Origin of the sequence: Bradyrhizobium cajani, from assembly GCF_009759665.1 — a bacterium.
GTDB classification, from domain to species: domain Bacteria; phylum Pseudomonadota; class Alphaproteobacteria; order Rhizobiales; family Xanthobacteraceae; genus Bradyrhizobium; species Bradyrhizobium cajani.
In genome coordinates this window covers 77,668-96,535 of the sequence record NZ_WQNE01000032.1, presented here as the reverse complement: position 1 = coordinate 96,535, position 18,868 = coordinate 77,668, and the positions used below count along the sequence as shown (strand labels likewise).

The 18,868-nt window shown below is 65.2% G+C and carries 20 protein-coding genes; 15 read left to right on the top strand and 5 right to left on the bottom strand.

Going from position 1 to position 18,868, the window contains the following annotated elements; genetic code table 11:
• The first annotated feature begins 36 nt into the window (after nucleotides 1–36).
• The 5 genes from GPL20_RS30290 to GPL20_RS30270 all read left to right on the top strand — a co-directional run bounded on the left by GPL20_RS30290 (nucleotide 37) and on the right by GPL20_RS30270 (nucleotide 5,399).
• Complete coding sequence (locus GPL20_RS30290; protein WP_157334616.1) at nucleotides 37–351, top strand: chaperone NapD; 315 nt, start codon at nucleotides 37–39, stop codon at nucleotides 349–351.
• A 16-nt stretch (nucleotides 352–367) separates the two neighbouring features.
• Nucleotides 368–2,881, top strand: coding sequence for a nitrate reductase catalytic subunit NapA (gene napA, locus GPL20_RS30285; RefSeq protein WP_157334614.1), 2,514 nt, complete (start codon nucleotides 368–370; stop codon nucleotides 2,879–2,881).
• A complete protein-coding gene (locus GPL20_RS30280) occupies nucleotides 2,878–3,348 on the top strand; it encodes a nitrate reductase cytochrome c-type subunit (protein ID WP_157334612.1) in 471 nt (156 codons plus the stop codon). Before napA ends, GPL20_RS30280 begins: the two co-directional genes overlap by 4 nt.
• Nucleotides 3,345–4,007: a NapC/NirT family cytochrome c gene (locus GPL20_RS30275; RefSeq protein ID WP_157334610.1), complete on the top strand. Its 663-nt coding sequence runs from the start codon at nucleotides 3,345–3,347 to the stop codon at nucleotides 4,005–4,007. Before GPL20_RS30280 ends, GPL20_RS30275 begins: the two co-directional genes overlap by 4 nt.
• 276 nt (nucleotides 4,008–4,283) lie before the next feature.
• The gene (locus tag GPL20_RS30270) at nucleotides 4,284–5,399 is read left to right on the top strand and encodes an ATP-dependent DNA helicase (RefSeq protein ID WP_092302857.1); all 1,116 of its coding nucleotides are present in this window, start codon (nucleotides 4,284–4,286) and stop codon (nucleotides 5,397–5,399) included.
• A 258-nt stretch (nucleotides 5,400–5,657) separates the two neighbouring features.
• On the opposite strand, the gene GPL20_RS30265 is transcribed toward GPL20_RS30270, so the two are convergent.
• Nucleotides 5,658–7,349, bottom strand: coding sequence for a caspase family protein (locus GPL20_RS30265; RefSeq protein ID WP_157334608.1), 1,692 nt, complete (start codon nucleotides 7,347–7,349; stop codon nucleotides 5,658–5,660).
• Between the two features lie 227 nt (nucleotides 7,350–7,576).
• Between GPL20_RS30265 and msrA the strand changes: the two genes are divergently transcribed.
• From msrA to GPL20_RS30245, 4 genes are all read left to right on the top strand, one after another.
• Nucleotides 7,577–8,281 carry a peptide-methionine (S)-S-oxide reductase MsrA gene (gene msrA / locus GPL20_RS30260; protein ID WP_157334606.1) on the top strand — a complete coding sequence of 235 codons (705 nt, stop codon included), beginning with the start codon at nucleotides 7,577–7,579 and terminating at the stop codon, nucleotides 8,279–8,281.
• Between the two features lie 30 nt (nucleotides 8,282–8,311).
• Nucleotides 8,312–8,725, top strand: a complete 414-nt coding sequence (msrB, locus tag GPL20_RS30255; protein WP_157334604.1) for a peptide-methionine (R)-S-oxide reductase MsrB — start codon at nucleotides 8,312–8,314, stop codon at nucleotides 8,723–8,725.
• A gap of 107 nt (nucleotides 8,726–8,832) precedes the next feature.
• Nucleotides 8,833–8,997: a DUF3309 family protein gene (locus tag GPL20_RS30250; RefSeq protein ID WP_167533287.1), complete on the top strand. Its 165-nt coding sequence runs from the start codon at nucleotides 8,833–8,835 to the stop codon at nucleotides 8,995–8,997.
• A 215-nt stretch (nucleotides 8,998–9,212) separates the two neighbouring features.
• Nucleotides 9,213–9,506 carry a hypothetical protein gene (locus GPL20_RS30245; RefSeq protein WP_157334602.1) on the top strand — a complete coding sequence of 98 codons (294 nt, stop codon included), beginning with the start codon at nucleotides 9,213–9,215 and terminating at the stop codon, nucleotides 9,504–9,506.
• A 224-nt stretch (nucleotides 9,507–9,730) separates the two neighbouring features.
• On the opposite strand, the gene GPL20_RS30240 is transcribed toward GPL20_RS30245, so the two are convergent.
• Nucleotides 9,731–10,279, bottom strand: a complete 549-nt coding sequence (locus GPL20_RS30240) for a DUF4112 domain-containing protein (protein ID WP_157334600.1) — start codon at nucleotides 10,277–10,279, stop codon at nucleotides 9,731–9,733.
• A 62-nt stretch (nucleotides 10,280–10,341) separates the two neighbouring features.
• Nucleotides 10,342–10,767, bottom strand: a complete 426-nt coding sequence (locus GPL20_RS30235; protein WP_157334598.1) for a DUF5413 family protein — start codon at nucleotides 10,765–10,767, stop codon at nucleotides 10,342–10,344.
• Between the two features lie 146 nt (nucleotides 10,768–10,913).
• On the opposite strand from GPL20_RS30235, the gene GPL20_RS30230 reads away from it, so the two are divergent.
• The 3 genes from GPL20_RS30230 (at nucleotide 10,914) to GPL20_RS39045 (ending at nucleotide 11,958) form a co-directional block, all read left to right on the top strand.
• Entirely contained in the window at nucleotides 10,914–11,159 is a 246-nt protein-coding gene (locus tag GPL20_RS30230; RefSeq protein WP_157334596.1) for a hypothetical protein, read from the top strand.
• A gap of 37 nt (nucleotides 11,160–11,196) precedes the next feature.
• Complete coding sequence (locus GPL20_RS30225) at nucleotides 11,197–11,427, top strand: hypothetical protein (RefSeq protein WP_157334594.1); 231 nt, start codon at nucleotides 11,197–11,199, stop codon at nucleotides 11,425–11,427.
• A gap of 267 nt (nucleotides 11,428–11,694) precedes the next feature.
• Nucleotides 11,695–11,958 carry a hypothetical protein gene (locus GPL20_RS39045; RefSeq protein WP_167533286.1) on the top strand — a complete coding sequence of 88 codons (264 nt, stop codon included), beginning with the start codon at nucleotides 11,695–11,697 and terminating at the stop codon, nucleotides 11,956–11,958.
• 131 nt (nucleotides 11,959–12,089) lie between these two features.
• Here the strand turns inward: GPL20_RS39045 and GPL20_RS30215 are convergent, their stop codons facing one another.
• Both GPL20_RS30215 and GPL20_RS30210 read right to left on the bottom strand, forming a co-directional pair.
• Nucleotides 12,090–13,703: a hypothetical protein gene (locus GPL20_RS30215; protein WP_157334592.1), complete on the bottom strand. Its 1,614-nt coding sequence runs from the start codon at nucleotides 13,701–13,703 to the stop codon at nucleotides 12,090–12,092.
• A 37-nt stretch (nucleotides 13,704–13,740) separates the two neighbouring features.
• Nucleotides 13,741–15,033: an adenylosuccinate synthase gene (locus tag GPL20_RS30210; protein ID WP_157334590.1), complete on the bottom strand. Its 1,293-nt coding sequence runs from the start codon at nucleotides 15,031–15,033 to the stop codon at nucleotides 13,741–13,743.
• 434 nt (nucleotides 15,034–15,467) lie between these two features.
• On the opposite strand from GPL20_RS30210, the gene GPL20_RS30205 reads away from it, so the two are divergent.
• The 3 genes from GPL20_RS30205 (at nucleotide 15,468) to GPL20_RS30195 (ending at nucleotide 18,744) form a co-directional block, all read left to right on the top strand.
• Nucleotides 15,468–16,400 carry a DMT family transporter gene (locus GPL20_RS30205; RefSeq protein ID WP_157334588.1) on the top strand — a complete coding sequence of 311 codons (933 nt, stop codon included), beginning with the start codon at nucleotides 15,468–15,470 and terminating at the stop codon, nucleotides 16,398–16,400.
• 340 nt (nucleotides 16,401–16,740) lie between these two features.
• Nucleotides 16,741–17,676, top strand: a complete 936-nt coding sequence (locus GPL20_RS30200; RefSeq protein ID WP_157334586.1) for a DMT family transporter — start codon at nucleotides 16,741–16,743, stop codon at nucleotides 17,674–17,676.
• Nucleotides 17,677–17,766: 90 nt separating this feature from the next.
• Complete coding sequence (locus GPL20_RS30195; protein ID WP_157334584.1) at nucleotides 17,767–18,744, top strand: Bug family tripartite tricarboxylate transporter substrate binding protein; 978 nt, start codon at nucleotides 17,767–17,769, stop codon at nucleotides 18,742–18,744.
• The last annotated feature ends 124 nt before the right edge of the window (nucleotides 18,745–18,868 follow it).

Below are 18,868 nucleotides of genomic sequence, written 5' to 3'. Positions count from 1 at the left end.
CCCCGCATTGATCTCGAACAGCGAAAGACAGGCATCATGTCTCAAGCCACACTCAACCGCCGCGCCTTGATCACCGGCCGGGTGCTCAGCACCGACCGCATCGTGCCGCCACCGGGCTGCGAAATCGCCAGCATCATCGTGCAGGCGCGCCCCGAGCGGCTTGCCGAGGTCGAAGCCGAGATCACCGCGCTGCCCGGCTGCGAGATTCACGGCCGCGATGCGCGCGGCAAGCTCGTCGTCGTCACCGAAGCGCCTGACGCCGGCAGCCTCGGCACCATGCTCAACACCATCCAGTCGCTGCCGGACGTCTATTCGGCAGCACTCGTCTTCCATGCCATCGAAACCGCCTGAGTCAGGAAGAGCCATCATGACCTCGCCAAAGCTCGACCGCCGCCAGATGCTGAAGCTCGAGGCCGCCGCCATCGCGGCGGCTGCCGCGGGCATGTCGGCACCAGCGCTCGCCGCCAATCTCGTCACCGAACGCGACAACAGCGAAATGAAGTGGGACAAGGCCGCCTGCCGCTTCTGCGGCACCGGCTGCTCGGTGATGGTCGCGACCAAGGACAATCGGGTCGTCGCCACCCATGGCGACATCAAGGCCGAGGTCAATCGCGGCCTCAACTGCGTCAAGGGCTACTTCCTCTCCAAGATCATGTACGGCCACGACCGCCTGACGCAGCCGATGCTGCGCAAGTCGAACGGCAAATACGACAAGAACGGCGACTTCACGCCGGTGTCCTGGACCGAAGCCTTCGACATCATGGAGCTGAAGTGGAAGGAGGCGATGAAGAAGCGCGGGCCGAACGGCGTCGCCATGTTCGGCTCCGGCCAGTGGACGATCTGGGAAGGCTATGCGGCCTCGAAGCTGTTCAAGGCCGGATTCCGCACCAACAACATCGATCCCAATGCGCGGCACTGCATGGCGTCCGCCGTCGCCGGCATGATGCGCACCTTCGGCATCGACGAGCCGGCCGGCTGCTATGACGACATCGAGGCCACCGATGCCTTCGTGCTGTGGGGCTCCAACATGGCGGAGATGCATCCCATCCTGTGGACCCGCCTCGCCGACCGACGGCTGTCCGCGCCGCACGTCCGCGTCGCCGTGCTCTCGACCTTCGAGCACCGCTCCTTCGACCTTGCCGACATCGGCATGGTGTTCAAGCCGCAGACCGATCTCTACATCCTCAACGCCATCGCCAACCACATCATCAAGACCGGCCGGGTCAACAAGGACTTCGTCGCCGCCCATACCGTGTTCAAGCGCGGCCAGACCGACATCGGTTATGGCCTCAGACCCGAGCATCCGCTGCAGAAGAAGGCGACGGGCGCGGCGAAGCCCAACGACTCCACCGACATGAGCTATGACGAGTTCGTCAAGTTCGTGTCGGAGTACACGCTGGAGAAGGCGGCCGAGATGTCCGGCGTGCCGCTCAACCGGCTGGAGGCGCTCGCCGAGCTCTATGCCGATCCCAAGACCAAGGTGGTCTCGTTCTGGACCATGGGCTTCAACCAGCACACCCGCGGCGTCTGGTGCAACAACCTCGTCTACAACATCCATCTTCTGACCGGGAAGATCTCCGCGCCGGGCAACAGCCCGTTCTCGCTGACCGGCCAGCCTTCGGCCTGCGGCACCGCGCGCGAGGTCGGCACCTTCTCGCACCGCCTCCCCGCCGACATGGTCGTGACCAACAAGGCGCATCGCGACCACGCCGAGCACATCTGGAAGCTGCCCGAAGGCACCATCCCCGACAAGAACGGCGCACACGCCGTGCTGCAAAGCCGGATGCTGAAGGACGGCCTGATCAACGCCTATTGGGTGCAGGTCAACAACAACCTCCAGGCCGGCCCGAACGTCAACGAAGAGACCTATCCGGGCTTCCGCAACCCCGACAATTTCATCGTGGTCTCGGATGCCTATCCGACGGTGACGGCGCTCGCCGCCGATTTGATCCTGCCGACCGCGATGTGGGTGGAGAAGGAAGGCGCCTATGGCAATGCCGAGCGGCGCACGCAGTTCTGGCACCAGCTTGTGACTGCCCCGGGCGAAGCGAAGTCCGACCTGTGGCAGCTCATGGAATTTTCAAAACGCTTCAAGATCGAGGAGGTGTGGCCGGAAGAGCTGATCGCCAAGAAGCCGGAGGTTCGCGGCAAGACCCTGTTCGACGTGCTCTACAAGAATGGCCAGGTCGACAAATTCCCGACCACGGAGATCGAGGCAGGCTACGCCAACGAGGAATCCAAGGCGTTCGGCTTCTACGTGCAGAAGGGGCTGTTCGAGGAATACGCCTCGTTCGGCCGCGGCCATGGCCACGACCTCGCGCCGTTCGAAAGCTATCACCGCGAGCGCGGCCTGCGCTGGCCGGTGGTCAACGGCCAGGAGACGAAATGGCGTTTCCGCGAAGGCAGCGATCCCTACGTCAAGCAGGGCACCGACGTGCAGTTCTACGGCTACCCCGACGGCAAGGCGCGCATCTTCGCGCTGCCCTACGAGCCGCCGGCGGAATCGCCCGACAACGAATATCCGCTCTGGCTCTCGACCGGCCGCGTGCTGGAGCACTGGCATTCCGGCACCATGACGCGCCGCGTCCCCGAGCTCTACAGGGCGTTTCCGGAAGCCGTCTGCTTCATGCATCCGGACGATGCGCAGGAAGCGAAGCTTCGCCGCGGCGACGAGGTGAAGGTGGTGTCGCGCCGCGGCTTCATCCGCGCCCGCGTCGAGACGCGCGGCCGCGACCGGCCGCCGCGCGGCCTCGTGTTCGTGCCGTGGTTCGACGAATCCAAGCTGATCAACAAGGTGACGCTGGACGCCACCGATCCGATCTCGCTGCAAACCGACTTCAAGAAGTGCGCCGTGCGCATCGAGCGGGTGAGCCTGTCATGATGAAACGATCCGCAATCGTCCTGCTCGCCTTCGCGATCGCCGCGGGTGCGAGCTCGCTGACCGCGCAGACGATCACTTCGGGCCTGCGCGGCCCGGCGCCGCTCAATGACGAGGGCCCGGCGCCGCCGATGCTGCCGAACCGCAACACCTCCGAGAAGGAAGTGCGCAACTATCCGGAGCAGCCGCCGGTGATCCCGCATACGATCGACGGTTATCAGATCGACCTCAACGGCAACAAATGCCTGTCCTGCCACGCGCGGGCGCGCACCGCGGAATCGCAGGCGCCGATGGTCTCGATCACGCACTTCATGGACCGCGATGGCCAGTTCCTGGCCTCGATCTCGCCGCGCCGCTTCTTCTGCACGGAATGCCACGTGCCGCAGAACACCGCCAATCCGCCCGTCAGCAACGACTTCACCGACATCGACACGCTGCTCTCGCGCGCAAGTCCCGGTGGCCGCCGATGACGACGACTGCTGACGGGCCCAATGAAAAGCTGGAGCAGAAGAAGGCCAAGCGCGGCTTCATCGCGCGAAGCTGGGACTTCGCGCTCGAGCTTTGGGGCGTGCTGACGCGGCCGAGCTCGGTGTTCGCATTGGGCACACTGGTGCTCGCTGGCTTCATAGCCGGCGTGATCTTCTGGGGCGGTTTCAACACCGCGCTGGAGATCACCAACACCGAAAAATTCTGCACCGGCTGCCACGAGATGAAGGACAACGTCTACGCCGAGCTGAAGTCGACCATCCACTTCACCAACCGCTCCGGCGTGCGCGCCACCTGCCCGGATTGCCACGTGCCGCACAACTGGACCGACAAGATCGCGCGCAAGATGCAGGCCTCCAAGGAGGTCTGGGGCAAGATCTTCGGCACGATCGACACAAGGGAGAAATTCCTCGATCACCGGCTCGAGCTGGCGGCGCACGAATGGGCGCGCTTCAAGGCCAACGATTCGCTGGAATGCCGCAACTGCCACAGCGCCGATTCCATGGACATCACCAAGCAGTCACCGCGGGCCGCGGTGGCGCACCAGCGCTTCCTGTTCACCAAGGAAAAGACCTGCATCGACTGCCACAAGGGCATCGCCCACCAATTGCCCGACATGCGCGGCGTTCCCGGCTGGCAGTAGGGTGGCCTGCATTTGGCGGGGTCTGAGCAAACGCCTCGTCCTTCGAGACGGCTGCTTCGCAGCCTCCTCAGGATGAGGCTGACTGGCACCCTTGCTCGCCGAAATTGCTCCCGCGCACTCCGCTCATCCTGAGGGCCCGCCGAAGGCGGGCGTCTCGAAGGATGGGCCGCAGGGAAATGGCCTGCAAATGCGATTGCCCTGCGCTTGAACCGGCGGGGCGAATGGTTAGTTTTGGGGGATGGCGAATCGTTTCGTTTCGCACCTCTCAAGACAGACATGGCCACGTTCACCCCGCATCAGGACGCCGCGCTCAAGGCCGTTGGCGACTGGCTGAAAGCAAAACCCGGACGAGGCGGCACGCCGCCGATCTTCCGCCTGTTCGGCTTTGCCGGCACCGGCAAGACCACGCTGGCGCGGCACATCGCCGAGGGCGTCGACGGCGAGGTGAAATTCGCCGCCTTTACCGGCAAGGCCGCGCTGGTCATGCGCAACAAGGGCTGCGACGAGGCCTCGACCATCCATTCCCTGATCTACCGCGCCCGCGAATCCGGCGAGGAGCAGCCGAGCTTCGAACTGTGGGACGACGCACCGGCCTCCAAGGCCAAGCTGATCGTGATCGACGAATGCTCGATGGTCGACGCGGAGCTCGGCCGCGACCTGATGTCGTTCGATTGCCCGCTGCTGGTGCTCGGCGACCCCGCCCAGTTGCCGCCGATCCAGGGCGGCGGCTTCTTCACCAACACCGAGCCCGACGCGATGCTGACCGAGGTGCACCGCCAGGCCCAGGACGACCCGATCGTGCGGATGTCGATGGACGTCCGCGAGGGACGCGAGCTCGACATCGGCCGCTACGGCGAGAGCGAGGTGGTGTCGCGCAAGGAGCTCGACCCCGACCGCGTCATGGGCGCCGACCAGGTCCTGGTCGGCCGCAACAACACCCGACGCGCCTACAACATGCGCGTGCGCCAGCGCCAGAACATCGAGGACGCCTTTCCGGTCGCCGGCGACAAGCTGGTATGCCTGCGCAACAACCGCAAGAAGGGCCTGTTCAACGGCGGCCTGTGGCGCGTGAAGTCGCGCAACACCTCGCGCTCGAAATCGCGCATCCTCTCCATGCGGCTGTCGCCGGACGAGGATTTCGGCCACAAGGTGACCAAGGTCTCCGTGCGCGCCGACTGCTTCGAGGGCGGCGTCGAGCAGATCGCCTGGGAGCAGCGCAAGCCCTATGACGAGTTCGACTACGGCTACGTGCTGACCGTACACAAATCGCAGGGCTCGCAATGGGACGACGTCGTGCTGTTCGACGAGAGCTTTGCGTTTCAGGATTCCAGGGCACGCTGGCTGTACACGGGGATCACGCGCGCGGCGAAACGGTTGAGTATCGTCGTGTGAGACTGCTGTAGCCCGGATGAGCGCAAGCGATATCCGGGATATTAGGCCCCGCATGTCGCTTCGCTCATGCGGGCTACACCCCACCGTCGTCCCGGACAAGCGAAGCGCAGATCCGGAACCCATACCCACAGGGAGATGTTTGGCGAAGACTCGGAGTGGGAGCTTTGCCCCACACGTCTCCCCGGGGTTATGGGTCCCCGCGTTCGCGGCGACGACAGCGGAGATTGAGGCAACGCCATCACGTCCTACACGCAGCCCTCACTTCCCCGCGACAAAATAAAAATCCTCACGTCCCGGCGGCGAGCCGTATGTGAACGGCTGCTGCTCGTGCTTGGTGGCGGCCCAGACGTCGTCGCGGACGATGTCGAACAGCTTTCGGATCTCGACGCGCGGCTGCTTGATCTCGCGGGCAAGCGCGGTGGCGAACGGGCTGTTGGCGCTGCCGTCGCCATCCATCGCGGTCTCGCCGTGCTTGGCGGCGTAGACCACCATGAAACCGGCACCGGGCTCGATGTTGGAAAAGCCCTTGTCGACCAGTTTCAGCGACAGCGTGCGCTGCATGGTCGGCGCGAACGGATTGTCGCGGCAGGCATCGAGGACCACGAGACGCACCTTTCGCGCGGCGCCGACCGCGGCGATCACCTGCTCCAGCGCGATGGCCTGAGTTTCGGCATCCCGGTCGGCGGCAAGCCTGGCGTCGACGGGAACGAGATAGTTCACCCCGCCGATCTCGAAACCGTGGCCGGCGTAATAGACCACCGCCCAGTCCGCCTTCTCCGCTTCGGCCGCGAACGTCTGCAACGCTTCGAAGAATTTGTCGCGGGTGAGATCGCTGACGGATATCACGGTCTGGAAGCCGACATCGTGCAGCACGCCGGCGATCAATTTCGAGTCGCGCGGCGGATTGGGCAGAGCGTGCACGTTCTTGTAGGCGCCGTTGCCGATCACCAGCGCGATGCGGCGGCCGGTCGCCGCCGCCTGCGGCGTCAGCGCGGCGAGCCGCTCCTGCGCGATGGCGCGGGCGCGCGCGACGTCGGTCTCGTCGAACTTCGTCAGCGAGTAGGCCGCGGCGCGATAATCGGCGCGGGCCTGGGCGAGATCCTTCCTGCGCTCGTAGATCTGGCCGCGACCGGAATGGGCGCGGACATTGTTCGGGTTGATCTGGATGGCCGTGTTGTAGTCCTTCAACGCGGCGTCGAGATCGCCCTTCATCATGTTGACGTCGGCGCGATTGTTGATCGCGTACACGTTCTTCGGCTGCTTCTCGATCAGGCCGTTGCAGTCGGCAAAGGCCTGGTCGTACTTGCCCATCATGCCGTAGGTGATGCAGCGATTGCTGGCGATCTGCGGCGCGGTCGGATCGATCTTCTCGGCTTCGGCGAAGTCGGCGAGCGCGCCGTTGAAATCCTTCGTCAGCGTGCGCAGGCGGGCGCGGTTGGTCCAGCCGAGCAGGAATTTCGGCGTGTATTTGATCGAGAGGTTGAAATCGTCGAGTGCACTTTGCAGCGCGCCCCGGCGCGCCTGGATGACGCCGCGATTGTTGTAGGGGACACCGTAGGTCGGGCGCTTCTGGAGCGCGAGGTTGTAGTCGGCCATCGCGAGGTCGTCCTCGCCCCTGCGCTCATGGGCGAGGCCGCGCAGGTTGAGCGCAATGACGTAGTCCGGATCGAGGTCGACAGCCATGGACAAGGTCTCGATGGCGTGGACGTAGTCGCGCTTGGTGATCAGGGTGTTGCCGCGCACGGACAGCGCGATCGCCTTGTCCTTGCCGATGACCTTGTCGGCCTTCAACAAATTGTCGCAGGCGATCGCGCGAGCCTGCGCATCCGCCTGGCGATCACGGCAAATGGCGAGGTCGTCGCCGGCTTGCGGCTCGGCCGCGGCGAACGAGGTGCAGACAGCCAGGACGGCGAGCATGGCGGCGAGGACCGGGAAAACGACGCGCAGCATGTTGTCAGATCAGCTCCAGCCACCACTTTATGTCGATCATCCTGATCCCGCCAAGCGGCGCGGCGGCGGGGCTGTCCTGCGACTTATTTTCACAGACTCGTGTCCGTCCCGCCGTAACAATCGCCGCCTCCGTCCGTATCTCGGACGATACGAAAACGCGGCGGGGCCGACTGTTCGCCCGGCGCCAACCGCCCTAGACTGTCAGGCCTTCCGAAAGAGGATCCGCCATGCGCCGCCCCGCTCTCCTGTCGCTGCTCGCCGCCACCGCCGCATTGTCGCTGGCCTTTGCCGTGCCATCCCGGGCCGCGGAGGACGCGGTCGTGATCCCCGCCCCCGCCATGGACGCGGCGCCCGCGAGCGGTATCCAGACCGCCGTCGTCGCCGGCGGCTGCTTCTGGGGCGTGCAGGGCGTATTCCAGCACACCGCAGGGGTCGTCAATGCGGTCTCCGGCTATGCCGGCGGCACCAAGGCGACGGCCGACTACCAGACGGTCTCGAGCGGCCGCACCGGCCACGCCGAATCCGTCGAGATCAAGTACGACCCGAAGAAGATCTCCTACGGCAAGATCCTCCAGATCTACTTCTCGGTGGTGCACGATCCGACCCAGCTCAACCGCCAGGGCCCCGATGTCGGCACGCAATATCGCTCGGCGATCTTCACCACTTCCGACGAGCAGAAGAAGGTCGCGGACGCCTATATCGCCCAGCTCAACGCGGCCCAGGTCTTCAAGAAGCCGATCGTGACCAAGGTCGGAGCGCTGGAAGCGTTCTATCCGGCGGAGGCCTATCACCAGGACTATCTGACGCTGCACCCGAACCAGCCCTACATCGCCTACAACGATATCCCGAAGGTCGAGAACCTGAAAAAACTGTTCGCGGATAACTACATCGAGAAGCCGACGCTGGTGAGTGCCAGCAAGGCCACCAACTGATCGCGAGATCATCGAAAGAACGGGAGACCCATGCCCGATACCAAGACCACCGACGACAAGGTCCTCAAGAGCGAAGAGCAATGGCGGCGCGAACTGACGCCGATGCAGTACGCGGTGCTGCGCGAGAAGGCGACCGAGCGTCCCTTCTCCGGCGAATATGAGCACGACCATCGCGCCGGCACCTACGTCTGCGCCGGCTGCGGCAATGTGCTGTTCGAGTCCGACGCCAAGTTCGATTCCGGCTGCGGCTGGCCGAGCTTCACCCAGCCCGCCGTCGAGAGCCATATCGACGAGGAGCGGGACACCAGCCACGGCATGGTCCGCACCGAGGTGCTCTGCGCCAAGTGCAGCGGCCATCTCGGCCATGTCTTCCCCGACGGCCCCGGGCCAACGGGCCTGCGCTACTGCATCAACTCGGCGGCGCTGAAGCTCGAGCCTAAATAAACGCCAGGCGCCGCCGGGTTCCGTCGTGGAACCCGGCGGCGCGATGTGCTTTTCTCTGCTGGCGGCGGCGCCAATCGTTGCATTTGGCGGCCATCAGGGAGGAGCCCATGTCGCTCGGGACCATCCTGATCATCCTGGTGATCATCTATCTGCTCGGCGGCTTGTCCGGCCGGATCGGCGGCTATGGCTACGGGATGGGCCATTCCGGCATGGGGATCGGCGGCGTCGTGCTGGTGGTGCTGATCGTGCTGCTGCTTCTCGGCAAGCTATAAGCCATACAAGATATTGATTTTACTTAGTTTATTTGGCTCGCGGGGCTGCCATGCGCGGATTCATCATCTCGCATCGCGGGGGTCGCAATTTTGTCAAAACGGCCTATATTAGAGGACGAAAATGACATGTGTGGCGGGCCCGCTCGATTGCGGCCTCTGCCCTCCCCAAACCCCACGCGCTTAAAGCCCCAGAGAAGATCACGAGGTCTTTGACCATGCGTCCACTGCGTCCGTTCAACTTCAACACCTCTGCCGAACTGTTTCCCGCCGCGATCCGCAAGAAGAAGCGCGCAGGCTTCACCTATCGCCGGTTCGGCACCGCGGCCGAAGCCGTGCAGTTCGCGATGGAGCAGTTGCCGACGGACTCGCTGAACGGCGCCTATCTCCAGGTCGAGGAAGCGCGCTTCGACCAGAACGGCATCCGCTCACTCTATGAGAGCGAAGCCTTCCCGCTGCCTCGCCGCCGCAAGGCGGAGCCGGCCGCGAACACCGACGCCGACGCGGCATAAGTTTCCGCGCAAGCCTCCGATGTGCGCTGAAAGCGCGATGGCCGAAAGGCCGTCGCGCTTTTTGCGTTTGGGGGTGCTGTCTCTTCTCCCTCTCCCCGTTCTTACGGGGAGAGGGTCGGTCTCCGCAATCAAAGTGAGAGTAAGTCTCGCGGAGACCCCCCTCACCCGCCACGCTGCGCGTGCCGGCCTCTCCCCGCACGCGGGGAGAGGCGAAGAAAGACGCCTCAGATCCGCGGCTGCTTGTCGAGCCAGCGGCGGAGCAGGCGCACGTTGCGCATGTTGGCGCGGAACATGACGTCGAAGGCATCGCCCGCGAACGGCACCAGACCGACCACGCCGTCGACGGCGACGTTGCCGAGCATGCGCGCGGTGATGTACCAGGGCGCGCCGAGCGCCCTCGCCTCCCGCACCAGCCATAGCGAAATCGCGGTGGTGATGATGTCGCCGATGACGGGGATCAGCCCGATCAGCCCGTCGATGCCGTAGCGGATGTTGGTGCCGGGCAGGATGAAGGCGACGTCGAGCAGTTTGGCGATCGCCTCGATCCGCGCGATCCGCTGCTCGCGCGTCAGATTGCCGAATGGGTTGCCGGCGAACGAATTGTCCCTGCCGAACTCGAAGGCAAACTCGCGGAAGCCCTGGTCGAGCGTCTCCGGGCGGATCTCATGTCCGTCCTGGTCGATGATCGGCCCACGGGCTTCACCGCCCGGGCGCGAACGGCTCCCGGAACGGGATCTATGGGGCGCAAGAATATCGTCGTCGGACATGGTCATGACCTCAGGGAAAACGCGCCAACGCGGCGGAGGTTGCCGCACCGCGCCCGAACGTCGCGCGCTCAGGTCGATGCCGCCGCCGGCCGCGGCTCCTCGACATATCTATGCACGAGCCAGGATGAAATCACCGCCGGCACGAAGCCGACGAGGCCGTACAGGACGAACTGCAGCACCCCCGAATCCGGCCCGCGCGAGCTGTAGGTCAGCGAGGCCAGGATGAAGGCGAACAGGCCGACCAGGAGCATCCGCAGCACCGGACCGATCCGCCTGACATGGAGCAGGATGTCGTCGACCGCGCCGATCATCAGCGCGGGCAGGAAGCCGAAGAGATAGCTGTATTGCAGGGTCTTGAAGAACACCGCGAACAGCTTGCCGATCTCGCCAAGACTGGTCTGGGCCCAGTAGCCGGACTGGTAGGTCGTGGTCAGCAGCAGCAGGAACCCGCCGACGAATGGACCGACCAGCGCAAACACCAGGTAGCGTTTCATCAATTTCCCTCGGATTTCGCCACTTCTATAGCAGCGCGGCAGCAAGCTTGGATAGCGGGTCCAAGACGGAACGGGAACAACCGGCACAGCGACGAGTTCTGACTGAACCTGAAATTGATCGCCGAAGTCAGATTGGAGTCGTTTCGATGTCCCGCAAATCCGTCGTTCTGGCGGCGCTGGTCCTGACAGCCCTGAGCGGCCTGTCGACCACACCGGCTCTCGCGCAAGGCCACAAGGGTACGCCGCAGGAGCAGAACGCCTGCTCGCGGGATGCCTCGCGGCTATGCCGCAAGGAACTCGGCAATGACGGGGCGGTGCAGAGCTGCCTGCAAGCCAACCGGGCCAAGTTGTCGAAGGCTTGCAGCAAGGTCTTTGCAAGCCACGGCATGTGAGAACGGGGACGGCTCCCCGGCGAGCGGAGACCAGGCCATGCTGCGCGACGAACAGCTCTCGATCCTGCGGGACATCAGCCAGTCCGTGGCCTTCGCCGACGATCGGCAAGGCAAGGTGGGACAATTGATCGCCGAAGGCTACGTGATGAAGGACGGCGATCTGTTCGAGCTCACCGCAAAGGGCGTCACCGCCGTCGAGGAACACGCTGCAGCGCTCGGCGCGAGCGATGAGGAACAGGCGAGCGCAGCTTCCGATCGGCTGATCTGATCGCGCGCGCCTGCTTTTTGCGTGACGTGCGCGCAACAGCTGCAAATTCCTGCAAATTCCTTCATGCTGACCATTGCAGCCGCTCGACAATGGCGCATACTTCGCTCGGGCGGCGCAGCACTTTCGATTCGGACATCAGGAAATCGAGCGACCACATGCGGGACCAAAGTTCCCGACGTGAAGGCTGTGACATGCGGCAGATCAAGCCGCGTGCGGCGCCCCAAAATCAAGTGGCTCAAGCCCATGGAACTCGGGGACCCATTCCGCATGACACGCTACAAAACCATCGTAACGCTTTTCGCCGTCACCACCGCCATTGCATTCCAGACATCGCCCGGCCTCGCCTTCACGTCCGAAGCACAGCAGATGTGCTCGGCCGATGCGATGCGGCTGTGCTCCAGCGAGATTCCCGACATCCCGCGGATCACCGCCTGCATGGTGCGACACAAGGCGCATGTCAGCCCCGGCTGCCGTGCGGTGATGGATCGCGAGGCCGCCGCCGCGCGCAAGCGGGAAGCCGCCGCTCAGTAGGGGCGCATCTGGATGTCATTCCGGGGCGACGCGTAGCGTCGAGCCCGGAATCCATCGCGCAACGCGTGATGAGGAGAAATGGATTCCGGGCTCGCGCTACGCGCGCCCCGGAATGACGGAAGCGTTTGGCTTTAGTCGCCCCACTGGGCGAACGCGTCGTTGAAGGCGCGCTCGCCCGGAGCGCCCTTCTCGATGGCGATGATGGCGCGGCGCTGGTTGGCGTAGACCAGCGGCACGTCGAACCACGAGCGCTCCTTCAGGAGCTGGACGTTGCGGGCACGGTCGGCGTCGACATTGGAGAGGCCGACCAGGAAGAAGCCGTCGGTGACCTTGACCGCGAGGCCAGCGAGCGGCGTGCCGCGCGCCTGCTCGTTCGACTTCATCAGGATGCCCGGCACGTTGGAGACGCTGCCGCCCGGAAAATCCGGCGGGAGGATGAAGGTCAGCTCCGCGGTGTGGCTCGCCGGCAGCGAGGATTCGGTGTTGCGGCGGAACGACATCGTCATCTTGAACTTGCGGTCGGGGATCTCGATGTCGGCGCGCACCGCGACGTCGGCCTTCTGGTTGCCCGACGCCTTGATCGGCTCGAGCCGCCACACCACCGAGCCGACATATTGCTTGCCCTTCGGGGCGGACGGATCCTCGTCATAGAGCACGACCTTCTGCGCCACCGGCGCGACCGGCTGGTCGCTGGCCGAGGGCTGGCCGACGCGATCGGGAATCTTCGGCTTGCTCTGCGGCTGGGCCGGATCCTTCGGCGCCTCCACCACCTGGGTCGGCGATGACTTGATCAGGCCGCTCACGATCTGGACCAGCTGCTTGCCCCAGAGAATACCGGCGCCGACCAGGATCAGCACGATGCCGACGGCGATCGCGCTCTTGAACGGGAACATGGAGCCGGTGCGGGCGCGCTTCTTGGCCTCGCGCTCGGGCGCGATGCGCGGACGCGGCGAGGGCGGCTGCGGCGTGTAACGCTCGGCCTCCTCGATCGACTCGTCGTAGGAATAGGGCGCGTCCTGCTCGCCGACGCGGTTTTCCAAGCTCGGCTCCAGCCGGTCGAATTCCGGCGAGGGCGAGGGCACGTTGGCATAGGTGCGGCGCGCGGCACGATTGGCCTGCGCGGCGGCGCCGCCGAGATCGTTGGCATCCGCCGTGATGTCGCGGAAGCCGCGCACGCCCGGCGCCGGCGGCAGCGGCGGCGGCGGTCCGATATCCGGCGGACGGCGTGCGCCGGCGCGTCCGGCTGGTGCAGCCGGCGGCTCCGGCATGGGCGGCGGAGCGGACGGGCCGGGCTGACGCGGGGCGTCGAAGCGCGGCGCGCGCGGCGGACGCTGGGCCTCGCCCTGGTCCTCGGCGCCAAGGGACGGACGGTCGGCCCGCGGCGGCGTCGGAGCCGGACGCGTGCGCAGCGGGGCAGCCGTCTGAGATGCGGGCGCGTTGCCCTCGGCGGCGCGGGTGCTGGCCCGGCGGAAGGCATCGCCGCTGCCGCTGCTGCGCCCGCCCCCGCCGGGGCGCGCGGCCTCGCGGGCGCGCTGGGCGGCCTCGGATTCGACCTTGCGGACGGCCTCTTCCAGCGACAGCCGTTCGCGGGTGATCTCGGATTCGGAGAGCGGCGGCTGCACGCTGCGCAGCTGCGCGATCAGCGCCGTGCGCGCCCGCTCATAGAGCGCGCGACGGCTTTCGCCGGGAGCGTTGGGGTCCAGGGCGGCAATAGCGCGGGCGATCAGCGGATAGTAATCAGCCATTTCTACTCAACTATACGCGCGTCCCGGTAAGATATCGTTAAGCCTCAAACGGATTTTGCACCAGGATAGTATCTTCGCGTTCGGGGCTGGTGGAAAGCAGCGCGACCGGGCACCCCACCAATTCCTCGATCCGGCGGACATATTTGATGGCCTGGGCCGGCAGGTCGGCCCAGGACCGTGCATTGGCGGTCGGCTCCTTCCAGCCCTCGATGGTCTCGTAGATCGGCTCGACCCGGCCTTGCGCGCCCTCGCCCGCCGGGAAATGGTCGATCTCCTTGCCGTCGAGCTTGTAGCCGGTGCAGACCTCGATCGAATCGAAACCGTCGAGAATGTCGAGTTTCGTGAGTGCCAGCCCGTTGATACCGCAGGTCCGAACGGCCTGGCGGACGAGGACGGCATCGAACCAGCCGCAGCGGCGCGGACGGCCGGTGTTGGTGCCGAACTCGCGGCCGCGCTCGCCGATCTTGCGGCCGATGTCGTTGTCCTGCTCGGTCGGGAACGGGCCCTGGCCGACGCGGGTCGTATAGGCCTTGCACAGGCCCAGCACATAGCCGATCGCGCCGGGGCCGAGGCCCGCGCCGGTCGCCGCCTGCGCCGCCACCGTGTTGGAGGAGGTGACGTAGGGGTAAGTGCCGTGGTCGACATCGAGCAACGCGCCCTGCGCGCCCTCGAACAGCATGCGCTTGCCTTCACGCCGCTTGATGTCGAGCAGCCGCCAGACCGTTTCGGCATAGGGCAAAAGCTGCGGCGCCATCGCCATCAGCTCCTTCAGGATCACCGCGCTGTCGAATTCCGGCAGGTTGAGGCCGCGGCGCAGCGCGTTGTGGTGCGCCAGCAGGCGGTCGATCTTGTGCGGCAGCGTCTGATGATCGGCAAGATCCATCAGGCGGATGGCGCGGCGACCGACCTTGTCCTCATAGGCAGGGCCGATGCCGCGGCGCGTCGTGCCGATCGCGGTCGCCGCGCTGGCGGATTCGCGGTGCGCGTCGAGCTCGCGGTGCAGCGGCAGGATCAAGGTGACGTTTTCCGCGACGCGCAGGTTGTCAGGGCTGATATCGACGCCCTGCGCCTTGAGCTTGGTGACCTCGTCGAGGAAGGCGGCGGGATCGAACACCACGCCATTGCCGATCACCGACAGCTTGCCATCGCGCAGCACGCCGGAGGGCAGCAGCGCGAGCTTGTAGGTCTTGCCGTTGATGACCAGCGTGTGGCCGGCGTTATGGCCGCCCTGGAAGCGGACGACGATGTCCGCCTGCTCCGACAACCAGTCGACGATCTTGCCCTTCCCTTCGTCGCCCCACTGGGCGCCGACGACGACAACATTGGCCATTCGCGGGTAATCCCTATGCAATCTGTCTCTAAGTGGCATGATCCTCGCGGAAAACCGGTGCCCACTTTTCCGGGATCATGCCTGCGCCCAGCCCAATCGGCGGCCGAAGCCGCCCGCACGCAAGGCAGCCAACCGGATAAAGGAAGCAGCCCCTCTAGGCAAGCAAGAACGCGGCTTTTTCGAGGTCCAAAGCCCGTCCCAAGCCTTTGATATCCCCTTAAAATCCTGAAAGGTTCGCAGCCGGCGAACCGGCTTCGACCAAAGCGTGAGACCCCAAGGAGACTCCATATCCGCCGCTGCATGGTCGCGATGCGTCCGCCCCCCGTTGATGCAGTCTCGATTTCCGTGTCTTTGAGCTCTGCCGGGTTATGAGCCGGCCCGGACCTCGCCGGGCCCGGGGCTGCGGCGCATGACGCGGGGCCATAACAATCACGATGTCCGCCACCGGCCAGACCACGAGCACCGAGACATCCGGTCACAGCTGGATCGCCAACCAGCCCTATCTGCTGCTCAGCATCACCGCGCTGTGCTGGGCCGGCAACGCCATCGTCGGCCGGCTCGCCGCCGGCCACATCCCGCCAGTCACGCTGTCCTTCCTGCGCTGGTTCTTCGCCTTCCTGCTGGTGCTGCCGTTCGCCTGGAAGCACCTCGTGCAGGACTGGCCCGCCATCCGCGGCAGGCTCGGCCTGATGATCACGCTCTCGATCACCGGCATCGGCGCGTTCAACACGATGCAGTACTGGGCGCTGGAGCATACCCAGGCGCTCAACACGCTGCTGCTGCAGTCGGCTGCGCCGCTGCTGGTGGCGCTGTGGTCGCTGGTCATCCTCGGCATCCGACTCACCGCGGCACAGGCCTTCGGCGTGCTGCTGTCGATGTGCGGCGTGCTGACGATCCTGCTGCATGGCGACTTCACCACGCTGTCGAACATCGAGTTCAACAAGGGCGACCTCATCTTCATGGTCGCGCTGTTGATCTTCGCGCTCTATTCGGTGCTGTCGCTGAAGCGGCCGCCGATGCACGGCCTGTCCTTCCTCGCCTTCACCTTCGGCGCCGGCGCCGCATGTCTCATCCCGCTGGAGATCTGGGAATTGTCCGCCCGTCCCGTGATGACGCTCGACGGGCCGAACCTGCTGACCCTGTTCTATGTGGCAGTGTTTCCCTCGACACTCGCCTATCTCTGCTTCAATCGCGGCGTGCGGCTGATCGGCGCCAACCGCGCCGCGCCGTTCTTCCACGTCGTGCCGGTGTTCGGCTCGATCATGGCGATGGCGTTCCTCGGCGAGCGCCCGCAGGCCTTCCACTTCATCGGTTTTGCATTGGTGCTGTCAGGGGTGTTCGCGGCGTCGAGAAAGCAGGCGAGTTAGGTCTTCTCCCCTTGCGGGAGAAGGTGGATAGGCGGCCTTTGGCCGCCGTTCTTAAGAACGCCGAAGCGAAGCTTCGGCTATGGCGCCGGATGAGGGGTATCTATCCGCACGCCTTAATGACAATCGAACTCGCGGAGAGAGACCCCTCACCCGTCTCGCCGCTACGCGGCGAGCCACCCTCTGCCACAGGGGGAGAGGGGAAGAGCGCGCCACATGTGAGGAATGCGTTCAACATATTAACCGCCAATGACGCCTCCTCAGGTCATGCCTGCATTGTAGCATTGCGGCGGCGTGGCTTGTGCCGCAACGTGAATCCGGCGCAAGCTCGTATCCGACGCCAATGACGATCGCTTCGCCCGCGCCACCGGCCTCCAATCCGGCCAGTTGGCTCAACAACCAGCCCTATCTGCTGCTGAGCCTGAGCTCGCTGTTCTGGGCCGGCAACATCGTGATCGCGCGCCATGTCGGCGCGCATGTGCCGCCGCTGACGGTGACCACGATCCGCTGGTTCGGCGTATTCCTGATCCTCCTGCCGTTCGCCTGGCCGCATCTGAAACGCGACTGGCCCGCCTTGCGCAGGAGCCTGCCGCTGATGCTGTTCCTGTCGCTGGTGGGCTTTGCCTTCAACAACGCGATCTCGTACTGGGCGCTGCAATACACGGAGGCGCTCAACGCGCTCCTGATCCAGTCGGCCGGACCGCTGTTCGTGGCGTTGTGGTCGCTGGTGCTGTTCGGGGTGCGGCTGACGGCCGCGCAGCTCGCCGGTATCGCGATCTCGCTTCTCGGCGTGCTGATCATCATCCTGCGCGGCGATCTTGCCGCGCTCGCGAGCATCAGCTTCAACAGGGGCGACATCATGTTCGCCTCCTCGCTGGTGGCGTTCGGGCTCTATTCGGCTTTCATTCCGCGCCGGCCGAAGATCCATCAGCTCTCCTTCCTCTCCTTCACCACCTGCTGCGGCGCGATGATGCTGCTGCCCACCGCGATCTGGGAGGCCTGGAGCGGCAGCGTGCTGCACTTCGACACGGTCACGCTGGCGACGCTGGGCTACATCCTGATCTTCCCCTCCACGCTCGCCTATCTCTTCTTCAACCGCGGCGTGGCGCTGATCGGGCCGAACCGGGCCGCGCCGTTCTTCCATCTGGTGCCGGTGTTCGGCTCGGCGATGGCGATCCTGCTGCTCGGCGAAAAGCTCCAGCCGTTTCACCTGATCGGCTACGCGCTGGTGCTCGCCGGCGTCGTGATCGCATCACGCCAGGGCTCCGCGGTGAAGTAATTCCGCAGAGCGGGCGACCAACTCCCGTCTTCCGATTTTAGCGAAGAGCAGCTAGGTTCCCGGCCAACGAAAAAGAGGGAACGTCCAGACATGCTTTCAGCGTTGATTCGAAACCTGCGCAGCATCGGCACGGCCGCGCTCTGCCTCGCCGCCTCAACCGCCGCACAGGCCGACAATTACCCCAGCCGCAACATCACCCTCGTACTGCCGTTCGCGGCCGGCAGCGGCACCGACACCACGACGCGGCTGATCTCGCAGCATTTGTCGCAGGCGCTCGGCGTCGGCATCGTGATCGAGAACAAGGCCGGCGCCAATGGCATGATCGCCGCGACCTATGTCGCGCGCGCCGCACCCGACGGCTACACGCTGCTCGTGACCACCAACACCACGCATTCGGCCAATCCCTATCTGCTCAAGAGCCTGACCTACGATCCGGTCAAGGATTTCACCCCGATCGCGCGCACCGGCGATTTGCCGTTCATGCTGGTCATTCACCCCGAAGTGCCGGCCAAGACCGTCGCCGAGCTCGTCGCCTATGGCAAAGCCAATCCCGGCAAGCTGAGCTACGCCTCGGGCTCGTCCTCGGCGATCGTGTCGGGTGCGACCTTCGCGCACAATGCGGGCCTCGACCTCCTGCACGTGCCCTACAAGAGCTCGCCGCCGGCGCTCAACGATGTCATGGGCGGGCGCGTCTCGATGATGTTCGTGGACATCCTGACGGGCCTGCCGCATGTCAACGGCAACGCGCTGCGCGCGCTCGCCGTCACCACCAAGAACCGCACGCCACTGATGCCCAACCTGCCCTCGATGCAGGAGGCCGGCGTGCCGGATTTCGACATCTCCTCGTGGCAGGGCTATTTCGGCCCGGCCGGCATGCCCAAGGACATCGTGACGCGGCTCAACGCCGAGATCCGGAAGATCGTCGAGAAGCCGGAGATCAAGGCCCAGCTCGCCACGCTCGGCATGGATGCCTTCTCCGGCACGCCGGAGGAACTCGGCACCTTCGTGAACGAGCAGCTGGTGCTGTGGGAGAAGCTGATCACGAACGCGAAGATCGAGAAGCAGTGAACTCTGTCATTCCGGGGCGCGCATAGCGCGAACCCGGAATCTCGAGATTCCGGGTTCGATGCTTCGCATCGCCCCGGAATGACTGCCCCAAGCTTTCGCAGGGTCGGCAAAGCGAGCGCGCCCA